Below are 10,808 nucleotides of genomic sequence, written 5' to 3'. Positions count from 1 at the left end.
TGTGAATAATAGTGTGCAGCAATATATTAAGGAAGATTTGATCTTCTTAAATCGTAGTGCTTCTACGAAAGAAGAGGTTATCCAGTTTTTATGTGAGAAAGCTGCTGCGAAAAGTTATGTACCCGCAAACTTTTATGCTTCTGTTATGGAGAGAGAGAACACATCTCCTACAGCGGTTGGGAATTTAGTTGCGATTCCACACCCGATGCAGTTATTAAGTGAGCAAACATTTTTGATGTTTTGTACACTTGAAAAGGCTGTTGACTGGGGAGATAAGAAAGTACAAGTTATTATTTTATTTAGTGTGAAGCACAATAATAATGAAGATTTACAAAAGCTTTATGATTTTTTATATGATATTATGTCTAGCCAGAATACGATAGAGAAATTAACTCAGGCTGAAGTAATTGAAGATTTCCAAGAGATATTATTATCTTTATAAGAAAAGTATATAAAAACTTCCGTTACATAACGGAAGTTTTTTATGTTTAATTGTATGCGTTTTCATAATAAGATAAGAATATAGAAAAAACATAGCTTGGAGGAATTTTAAATGACTGATATGCAAACTCCATTTGCATTAATTTTACATGGTGGCAACGCTAGAAGCGCGGCACTTGAAGCGATCGCTTTTGCAAGACAAGGAGATTTTCAGAATGCGAGTGAAAAGATGGAACTTGCTAGTGAGGAAATATCATCCGCTCATCGTATTCAAACGGATTTAATTCAAGAGGAAGCAAGAGGAAACCATGCAGAAATAAGTTTATTATTAGTGCATGCACAAGATCATTTAATGAATGCCATTACAGTGAAAGAACTTGCTGAGGAATTTATTACTCTTCATAAACGAGTGGAAGAGAAAGTGACAGTATAATATGTACATTTTATTATGTTGTGCAGCAGGCATGTCAACGAGTATGGTTGTAAGAAAAATGCAAGAAGAGGCAAAGAAACAAGGGAAGGATTATAAAATTAAAGCAGTCGATTCGGAACTTGTGAAACTGGAAATAAAAAATGCTGATGTTGTTTTAATTGGACCACAGGTGAAGTATTTGTTTCCAGCGATAGAGTTTCTTGCGAAGTCATATGATATACCAGTTGCAATTATAGAACAACGAGATTATGGCATGTGTGATGGTTTGAAAGTACTTAAGCAAGCTGAACAGTTAGTTTTAGCGTAATTATATTTTTTTAAATATAAACATTATAATGTTATAATTTTTGTTTTCGACAGATTGAACATAGGGAGGGTTATCGATGAATGGTTTTATGAGTTTTATGGAACAGAAGATTATGCCGACAACGCAAAAGATTGCGGGGCAACGACATTTATTAGCAATTCGGAATGGAGTTATTTCTACATTACCGTTAACGATTGTCGGGTCATTTTTCGTTATCTTTTTAAATTTACCAATTGATGCATATATGGAGTGGATTGCACCGTTTCGCCATATTTTAGATATTCCATTCCGATTTACAGTAGGTTTAATGGCTTTATACGCAGCATTTGGGGTAGGGGCCTCACTCGCGAACTTTTATCAGCTCAATCAGTTAAGTGCAGGATTATTATCTGTACTCGCCTTCTTACTAGCATCAGTTGAACCAATTCAAATAACAAAAGCTGTACCAGGTGTTATTGATGCAGGAAGATATATTTCAGTAGGGACATTAAGTGCTACGTCTTTATTTGGAGCTATTGTGACAGCATTAATTGCAGTTGAAATTTATCATTTCATGATTAAGCATAATATCTCGATTAAATTACCAGATAGTGTACCACCAGCAGTTGCAAATTCATTTGCAGCATTAATTCCAACTTTAGTAGTTATTCTTTTATTCTGGGGTATTCGTTACGGTTTGAAATTTGATGTAAATACAACGATCACATATTTAATTGCACCATTAAAGTCAGTATTAGTAGGGAATAATTTATTCGGTGGTTTATTAACAGTATTCCTAATCGTATTCTTCTGGTCGTTCGGTATACATGGTCCAGCGATTTTAGGACCAATCATTCGTCCGATGTGGGATTCAGCAATTCTTGAAAATATGGAAGTATTCACGGCTACAGGAAATGCACATCAATTACCAAACTTATTTACAGAGCAATTTATTCAATGGTTCGTATGGATTGGTGGATCAGGCTCAACGTTAGCTTTAGTAATTATGTTTATGTTCTCTAAATCTAAGTTCCTAAAAGAGTTAGGTAGATTATCATTCGTACCAGGTTTATTCAATATTAACGAGCCAATTATTTTCGGGGCACCAATTGTAATGAATCCAATTTTAATTATTCCGTTCGTTATTACACCGTTAGTTACAACGACAGTATCATATTTCGCAGTTGTTTCAGGTATGATTCCATTGATGATGGCGAAGCTGCCATTTACGATGTTAGCGCCAATTGCAGCTATTATTAGTACGGACTGGACAATTATGGCTGGTGTACTTGTACTTATTAACTTTGTTATCTCATTCGTTATTTACTATCCATTCTTCAAAATGTATGAGAAACAACAATTAGCAGGAGAGGAGAAAACAGAATGCTCGGAGCAATTATCATCTTAATTATATTCGTAGCAGGGCAGTGCATTGCGCATTATTCAAAATGGGTACAAAGTAAATCGTTATTAGTTTTACTACTTGTGTCGATATTGTTTATCGGATGTTCAATGGGAGCTTATGTAGCATTTAGCTTACAATCACCATTCTTTATTATCGTACCAACGATTTTATGTGCAACATGTTTATCTGCAAAATATAGATTTACGAGCATGGCATTAATACAACGTGTGAAGGAGATGCAAAAGCATGGAGCGTAAATTAGGAATTTCACTTTATCCAGAGCATTCAACGAAAGAAAAAGATATGGCATACATTTCAGCAGCGGCACGTCACGGTTTTTCAAGAATATTCACTTGTTTACTATCTGTTAATCGTCCGAAAGAGGAAATCGTAGCTGAATTTAAAGAAATTATTGGACATGCAAAAGAGCACGATATGGAAGTTATTTTAGATGTAGCTCCGGCTGTATTCGATCAACTTGGTATTAGTTATAGTGATCTATCATTCTTTGCAGAGATGGGTGCAGACGGTATTCGTTTAGATATAGGGTTTGACGGATTAACTGAAGCAAAAATGACGAATAATCCGTACGATTTAAAAATTGAGTTAAACGTAAGTAATGATATTGCCTATTTAGAAAATATCCTTTCGCATCAGGCGAATAAATCAGCTTTAATTGGTTGCCATAACTTCTATCCGCAAAAATTTACTGGTCTTCCGTACGACTATTTCATTCGCTGTAGTGAACGTTTTAAAAAGCACGGAATTCGCAGTGCAGCCTTTATTACGTCACATGCTGCTAACATCGGTCCATGGGATATTAACGACGGATTATGTACATTAGAAGAGCATCGTAATCTTCCAATTGAAGTACAAGCGAAACATTTATGGGCAACAGGGCTAATCGATGATGTCATTATCGGAAATGCTTATGCGAGCGAAGAAGAGTTAGAGAAACTAGGAAACTTAAATCGTTACATGTTGCAGCTGAAAGTACAATTTGTAGATGAAGCGACTGAAGTAGAGAAGAGAGCGACTCTGCAAGAATTACACGTAAGACGCGGCGACATAACAGAATATATGGTACGTTCTACAGAAGTACGTAAAAAGTACAAAGACTATGACTTCCCAGTACGCGAAAGTGTACTGCAGGAAAGAGGGCAAGTGGTGATTGGTAATAACCTATTCGGAAAGTATAAAGGTGAGCTACAAATCATTTTGAAAGAAATGCCGATAGATGAACGGAAAAATATTGTCGGTACGATTGCTGAAGAGGAGTTGTTCTTACTAGATTATGTAGGGGCTTGGACGCAGTTTACTTGTGTGGAATAGGGAAGACAAGGAATGTAAGAATCATAAAAAAAGAGTCAGCCTCAACGTTGAGACTGACTCTTTTTTATATAGTAATTAGTTTAAAACTTTCACTGTAACTGTTTTACGTCCCCAGTTACTTGATGTACCTTTATCTGGCATTAAAACGTCAATTTTATTTCCTTTAATAGCTCCACCAGTATCACCAGCGATTGCTACTCCGTAACCTTCAACCCATACTTTTGAACCTAATGGAATTACACTTGGATCAACTGCAATAAGTTTCATGTTTGGATTAGCTGTTAAGTTATGGCCTAAAGCTGATTTTACTTGGTCGCCTGCTTTATAACCATTTTCAAGTGGATCTGCTGTGTAAGCTGTTGCTACAACTTGGAACTCGCGAGAAGAAGATTGTGTGTTTTTCTCAGTTTCTTTTGCAACAGGTTGTTGTGTAGCTGGTTTTTGAGCCTTATTAGCCGCTTCACGATCAGCTGCCTCTTGAACCTTAGCTGCTTTACGAGCTTCAGCTGCTGCCTCTTGAGCCTTAGCTGCTTCACGAGCTTCAGCATCTGCCTGAGCTTTAGCCGCTTCACGAGCTTTAGCTGCTTCTTGAGCTTTAGCCGCTGCTTGAGCTTCAGCTGCTTCCTGAGCTTTAGCTGCTTCACGAGCTTCAGCTGCTTCTTGAGCTTTAGCTTCTGCTTGAGCTTCAGCATCTGCCTGAGCTTTAGTTTCTGCTTGAGCCTTAGCTGCTTCACGAGCTTTAGCTGCTTCCTGAGCTTTAACTTCTGCTTGAGCTTCAGCTGCTTCACGAGCTTTAGTTGCTTCTTGAGCTTTAGCTTTTGCTTGAGTTTCAGTTACTTCTCCAGCTTTAACTGCTTCACGAACTTTAGCTGTGTCTTGAACTTTAATTGCTTTTTCAACTTTAACTGCTGGTTGAACTTTAACTGGTGCTTTACCTGTTAAGTAAGGAACATGAACATAAGCTGTTTTTCCGTTATATTCAAATTGAATCCAGTCATTTTGCACTTCGTGTGTTGTTTCGATTACATCATCTTGTTTCAACTTACCAAGAATTTCTGAGTCTGTGTTTGCACCAGCACGTACGTTTAATACGTTTGCTGTTACGTAGTAAGTATCTTTTGTGTAGTCAGCGCTTATGAAAGCCTCTTTACCACTATTTAATTTAACTTTTGACCATCCGTTTTCTGTATGTAAAACGTTAACTTTATATCCATCTAATAACTTTCCGACAACTTGTGATTCAGTAGTTGGGTTTTCTCGTACATTTAGTACATCAGTCGTTACGATTGTTTCTGCTTTAGCAGATGTTGTGAAAATCCCAAGACCAAAAACCGCTGCTGTTGCTATACCCATAAATTTTTTCATAATAGCCTCCATTGCATTTGTTTTCGTTGACCTCATTATAGCAACCATTATTTTCTTATTTGCGGAAAACACAAAACTACAAAGCATTCGTAACGAGGCATTAATATTCTGTAATAATTCCATTAATATCCTGATAGCGTTTTCTTCTCGGTTTTTAGGGGGTTAGAACATAGTATTCATAAAATCAATACTATTTTAATTACTAATAGATTAATAATGTATCAGTAGAGTTACACTGGTATTTCTGTAACGTTACGAAATAGGGGTGTTTAACTGTTTAAATTGCAATTTAGTTATAAAAATATAATTTTTTTGTGTGTGAAGTCATATATATAGGGTGAATTTTAATGAAATAGAGATATAATTGTTACAAAATAAGTTGTAGTATGGAAAAAATTACGCCTTGAATTTGTTCTTTTACATATTATTTTTGTAATAATAGGATTGCTTGATAGCTTTCGCGAGAAATGAAAGTTTAAATGATAAAAAGATATTAGTAACATGAAACATATATAATAGAAGAAACATGATTTAAAGGGACGATATCGTTATGAATTGGTTCACGAATTGCAGTAGAATTATCCCGCTATTTGTGGGCAGTAAAACTCCCACCTCAAAATTTGGCTGGAGCAAAGAAGTTAGGTGGGAGACYAACTGCCCGTAAACGCCCGATTGGTGAAGGCTAATACTCAGAGGGGGATGAACAAAACTCCCACTGAGTATAGTTTTACTTTATATAATAGAAGTTAGAGGTTCTTATTTTTGTCAAAACGTCGATAAAATTACATTTGCCTTCAATAAAATAAAAAACGTAGGAATGTAAACTCCTACGTTTTTTATTTACTCATATCGTAAACATTCAATTGGATCAAGTTTAGCAGCTTTGTTAGCTGGTAGTAGTCCGAATGCAATACCGATTAGCATTGAGATACCTACTGAAAGAAGTCCAAGTTCTTTTGAGATAACGAGTGGCCATCCGGCAAAGATTGAGACGATCCAAGCGAAGAAGATACCGAGCATGAATCCGATGAAACCACCGAGTCCTGTTAAAATACAAGATTCAATTAAGAATTGCGTTAATACTTTACCGCGCGTTGCACCAAGTGCTTTACGAATACCGATCTCACGTGTACGTTCTGTTACAGATACAAGCATGATATTCATTACACCGATACCACCAACAAGTAAGGAGATAGCAGCGATACCACCGAATACCATTTTCATCATACCGATTGATTCATCTAGTTGCTTCGTAAATTCACCCATATCTTGAGCTTCGAATTTATGCTCAAATTTAGGAGCTTTCATTTCGTTTAGAACAGAAGCGGCTTGTTTTTCTACACTTTTACGTTCTGCTGGCGAAGTTAATATTAATCTTACAGAGTCATACTCAGTTACTCCTGAGATTACAGGAGCGTTTTCAAGTGATGTATAGCCTTCTGACATCGCCATTCCGAAATCATTTTTCGTTTCATACACACCGACTACTTTATATGGCTTTCCTTTTATGTCAGTGTATAAATTTGATTCCCAGCCGTTAAATAATTTATTGAAAGCTTCTTCATTTAAAATAACAGCAGGGATTGCTTGCTTTAATTCACTATCATTTAATTCACGACCGTGAACTAATTTTATTTTCGCATCTGTCATGAAGGCGCCTKTTCCACCTTTTAAATCAAGAGAGACATCCTTTGAACCAGAAGATGCTTTTACTTTCATACTTACATCTGGATAAACATCTTTAACGCCTGGTACAGTTTGAAGACGTTTTAACATATCAGGTGTGATTTTGGCACTATCAGTTCCATAATCAGGGTTGTTGTAGTAAATCGTTACTTCCGTATCTTTTCCTTGGCCTAACTCTTTTTTAAACTTTGCGTTTGTACCATCACCCATTGAAATGATAGTAATAATGGCACTAATACCAATAATAATACCTAACATCGTTAATATAGAACGCATTTTATGAGCAAAGATAGAGGAAAGGGCCATGCGTATATTTTCACTCGTGTTCAAAATTAACCTCTCCAATCTTGGACGATATTTCCGTCACGAATTACAATTTGGCGCGCTGCTGCTTCCCCGATTTCACGATCATGGGTAATCATAATGATTGTTGAGCCTTGTTCGTTTAGTTCGTAAAAGAGGTCCATAATTTGTGTGCTTGTTTTCGTATCAAGTGCACCCGTCGGTTCATCTGCTAAGAGAAATTTCGGGTTATTTACGATTGCACGTGCGACTGCGACACGCTGCTTTTGTCCACCTGACAATTCATTTGGTAAGTGAGTAGCACGATCAGCTAAACCTACTTTTGTTAAAGCTGCTAGTGAACGTTCACGTCGCTCTTTTTTATCAACACCTGCATAAATAAGAGGTAATTCAACATTTTGTAGTGCTGTAAGTCTTGGTAGTAACATAAAGTTTTGGAATATGAACCCGATCTCTTTATTACGAACGTGTGCAAGTTCGGTCTCAGACATGTTTGAAATGTTTTGACCAGCTAGTTCGTACGTACCTGTCGTTGGTTTATCTAAGCAACCGATAATGTTCATTAATGTTGATTTACCAGAACCAGATGGTCCCATAATAGAAGTGAATTCTCCTTGGTTCAGTGTTACGTCAATTCCGTGTAATATTTGAACGGATTCTGCACCGTTTTGGAAGGATTTCGTGATGCTTTTTAAGTTAATCATTCAACGACAACCTCCATACCATCTTTTAAGTCTTTTTCAGGTTTAGAGATAATTTGCTCTCCTTTTTTCACTCCAGAAACTTTTGCTTCGCTATCTGTCTCGAATTCAACAGTAACCGCTTGTTCTTTCGCTTTACCATCTTTTACAACGAAGACAACATTTTTGTCACCTTTTTTCACAATACTGCTTTTCGGAACAATCGTACCAGTTGCTTCGCCAGATTTACTTGTTACGTAAACGTGGAAGCCGTTTTGTAATTCTTCACTATTATCTAATGTGACAGTGAATTGATAGTTAGAAACAGTTTTATTTTCGTCCATGCTCTTTAATGGTGTAGAACCGATTTCTGTTACTTTCCCTGTCCAAGTCTTACCAGCGACCGTTTTTGATGAAACAGTTACTTCTTGCCCAACCTTCATACTAGCAAGTTCATATTCAGAAAGTTGACCTTTTACTTTAAATTGACCAGCGTGACGAAGAGTAATGCCACTCATACCTGTTTTTTCATCAGCAGTTTTTACGATATCGTCAATTACACCATCAGCAGGGCTTGTTACAGAAAGTGTGTTTACTTTCTCTTTTGCTGCTTTAATCATTTCATCAGCTTTTTCTACTTCAAACTTCTTCATTTCAAGTTGTGATTCTAATTGTTGCACTTCGATTTCCGATGCTTTTAATGCTTCCTGAGGAAGGCCGGCATTTTTATCTTTTTGTAATTTTTGTTTCGCTGCATCAATTTGTTTTTGATATAATGTTACTTCTTTTTGTGCGATTTTCTTCTGCATTTCTGCTTCCGTTACACCTTGTTTAGCGGTAGGGTCATTATATTTAAACAGAAGCTGACCTTTTTTTACTTCATCACCTTTTTTAACAGCTAATTCATACGTACCTTTTGTTGGATCGAATGAAATTGTTTCAATTCCATTTGGAATAACTTCGCCGCCAAATTTTTGTGCATTTTCAATTTGTTTTTCCGTAACTTTATAACCGCCATATGCCATTGCTACTTCTGAACTACCGCCAGCTAAAGCAAAATATGATCCAGCTGCAATTCCGATTGCTACTACACTAGTAATTAACACTTTATTTTTCTTCTTCATCTATTTATCACCTTTTCGTTCGTTTTAGTATCTACATTAAGTATAGAAGAGGTGAAGAATCTGACAAATCGTTTTAGCTTACAATAACCTTACAGTTTTGTAAGGTATGGATATGCAAATGTAAGGTAGAGGTTGTCCTAGTGAAACTTATGCTTTAAGCAGATGAATTGACTCGTTGTTACTTTCTTACAATAATATTGTATGAAGGAGAGGAGGAAGGAAGATGGAAGCTTATTTTAGTGCGTATCCATTAAAACCATTTATTCCATACTCAAGACAACATGCCATTATATTATTTATTGTGTTGGTGGGGATAATTTTTCTGTATCAATACCAAGATGTATTACGTCAAAGTGAGTGGAATATAACGGTTCGATATGCGATTGCATTTCTATTTGTAGGAAGTGAGATTGGACTTCATATGTGGGAATGGAAAGCGGGTATTTTTGAGCTAGGCACTTCATTACCATTTGAGTTATGTACGATAAGTTTATTGTTAGCATCGATTATGATTGTAACGAAAAGTTATAGAATATATGAGATTGTGTTTTTTACAGGAATTATCGGTGCATCACAAGCTATTTTAACGCCAAACTTGCAATACGCTTTTCCACATTTTCGCTTTATAGAATTCTTCATTGCACATGTATTACTCATTTGGGCACCGCTCTTTATGACGTGGGTAGAAGGATATAGACCTACCTTGCAATCGATTAAGCGTACGATGATATTTTTAAACATAGTAATTCCAATAGTTTCATTTGTGAATTATAAAACGGGTGGCAATTATATGTTTTTAGCTCATAAGCCAGAAACAGCTTCATTACTCGATATGTTAGGGCCGCATCCTTACTATATTATTTCATTAGAAATTGCGGCGCTTATTGGATGTTTCATTTTGTATATGCCGTTTGCGAAAAGAGAAGAGCATGTGCATAAAGAGTCGCTAGGATCATAACCTAGCGATTTTTTATTTTATAAATATTTACAATTCAGAAAATTAAGAATAAAATTAGAGGGAAAATTACATATAGAGAGAAGGGAAAACGTGGTCAAAAAAGTTTTTCTGAATGGAATGGAAGTGACGATTCAATTTATTATTTCGATTTTGGGTATTATTTGTTTAGGGGCATTGCCGAAATTATTTTATGGATTTGAGCTGCGTGCATCAACGTACATAAAGAGTTTAAAAGAAGTGTTTGTGAACTTAATGGACATCTCCAATTTGCAATATGTGAGAGATAAATTTTTATTCCCACAGTTGTTTGTCCATTATAAAGAAACAATTGTTATTTTTTTAGCTGCTTTTTTTATTTCATTATTTGTAGCATTTTGTATTGTTTATGTGATTATGAGTAGTTCACCGCGTATACAACATCGAATTAAATCATTTCTCATCCTCCTAGAATCCATTCCAGACATTCTTCTTATTTTAGGATCACAAATTTTAGTTATATGGTTTTTTAAACAAACAGGTTTTTTACCTTTTCAAATTGCGTCAATCGGAGGCGAGTCGATTAGAGGATTGCCAATATTTTGTTTGAGTATACCGACTACGATTATGTTTGTAAAAATGTTAGTGCTTCGTTTTGAAAATGAGCTAGAAAAAGATTATGTACTATTTGCTAAGGCGAAAGGGCTGGATCGTTTTCATATTTTAAATCGTCATATTTTACGAAATGTGTTGCTTAGTACACTTTTCTTTGCGAAAACGAATGTTTTTTTTATGTTATCTAATTTATATATTATAGAA

At 35.8% G+C, this 10,808-nt stretch carries 12 protein-coding genes; 8 read left to right on the top strand and 4 right to left on the bottom strand.

Features of this window, described 5'->3' with window-relative positions; genetic code table 11:
- The 6 genes from AC1DTM_RS12195 to AC1DTM_RS12170 all read left to right on the top strand — a co-directional run.
- Positions 1–442, top strand: a 442-nt coding sequence (locus tag AC1DTM_RS12195) for a PTS sugar transporter subunit IIA (RefSeq protein WP_477000268.1), incomplete at its 5' end; no start/stop codon positions are given.
- A 111-nt stretch (positions 443–553) separates the two neighbouring features.
- Complete coding sequence (locus AC1DTM_RS12190; RefSeq protein WP_002125414.1) at positions 554–874, top strand: PTS lactose/cellobiose transporter subunit IIA; 321 nt, start codon at positions 554–556, stop codon at positions 872–874.
- Position 875: 1 nt separating this feature from the next.
- A complete protein-coding gene (locus AC1DTM_RS12185; RefSeq protein ID WP_016103799.1) occupies positions 876–1,181 on the top strand; it encodes a PTS sugar transporter subunit IIB in 306 nt (101 codons plus the stop codon).
- Between the two features lie 76 nt (positions 1,182–1,257).
- Entirely contained in the window at positions 1,258–2,568 is a 1,311-nt protein-coding gene (locus AC1DTM_RS12180; RefSeq protein ID WP_002063903.1) for a PTS sugar transporter subunit IIC, read from the top strand.
- A complete protein-coding gene (locus AC1DTM_RS12175) occupies positions 2,544–2,822 on the top strand; it encodes a hypothetical protein (protein ID WP_088098703.1) in 279 nt (92 codons plus the stop codon). The genes AC1DTM_RS12180 and AC1DTM_RS12175 overlap by 25 nt, the downstream gene beginning before the upstream one ends.
- Positions 2,812–3,897, top strand: a complete 1,086-nt coding sequence (locus tag AC1DTM_RS12170; protein WP_016103800.1) for a DUF871 domain-containing protein — start codon at positions 2,812–2,814, stop codon at positions 3,895–3,897. Before AC1DTM_RS12175 ends, AC1DTM_RS12170 begins: the two co-directional genes overlap by 11 nt.
- A gap of 75 nt (positions 3,898–3,972) precedes the next feature.
- Here AC1DTM_RS12170 and entC read toward each other — a convergent pair whose 3' ends face one another.
- The 4 genes from entC to AC1DTM_RS12150 form a co-directional block, all read right to left on the bottom strand.
- The gene (entC, locus tag AC1DTM_RS12165; protein ID WP_477000267.1) at positions 3,973–5,385 is read right to left on the bottom strand and encodes a cell wall-binding protein EntC; all 1,413 of its coding nucleotides are present in this window, start codon (positions 5,383–5,385) and stop codon (positions 3,973–3,975) included.
- Positions 5,386–6,102: 717 nt separating this feature from the next.
- Positions 6,103–7,254, bottom strand: coding sequence for an ABC transporter permease (locus AC1DTM_RS12160; protein ID WP_477000269.1), 1,152 nt, complete (start codon positions 7,252–7,254; stop codon positions 6,103–6,105).
- A 26-nt stretch (positions 7,255–7,280) separates the two neighbouring features.
- Complete coding sequence (locus AC1DTM_RS12155) at positions 7,281–7,955, bottom strand: ABC transporter ATP-binding protein (RefSeq protein ID WP_016103803.1); 675 nt, start codon at positions 7,953–7,955, stop codon at positions 7,281–7,283.
- Positions 7,952–9,055 carry an efflux RND transporter periplasmic adaptor subunit gene (locus AC1DTM_RS12150; RefSeq protein ID WP_002203346.1) on the bottom strand — a complete coding sequence of 368 codons (1,104 nt, stop codon included), beginning with the start codon at positions 9,053–9,055 and terminating at the stop codon, positions 7,952–7,954. The genes AC1DTM_RS12155 and AC1DTM_RS12150 overlap by 4 nt, the downstream gene beginning before the upstream one ends.
- A gap of 223 nt (positions 9,056–9,278) precedes the next feature.
- Here AC1DTM_RS12150 and AC1DTM_RS12145 point away from each other — a divergent pair, with 223 nt between their 5' ends.
- Both AC1DTM_RS12145 and AC1DTM_RS12140 read left to right on the top strand, forming a co-directional pair.
- Positions 9,279–10,013 carry a YwaF family protein gene (locus tag AC1DTM_RS12145; RefSeq protein ID WP_199715085.1) on the top strand — a complete coding sequence of 245 codons (735 nt, stop codon included), beginning with the start codon at positions 9,279–9,281 and terminating at the stop codon, positions 10,011–10,013.
- A 90-nt stretch (positions 10,014–10,103) separates the two neighbouring features.
- Positions 10,104–10,808, top strand: a 705-nt coding sequence (locus tag AC1DTM_RS12140) for an ABC transporter permease subunit (protein ID WP_477000266.1), incomplete at its 3' end; no start/stop codon positions are given.

It is taken from the genome of Bacillus sp. P4_D3 (assembly GCF_056401855.1).
This window is presented reverse-complemented; position numbering and strand designations above follow the sequence as displayed.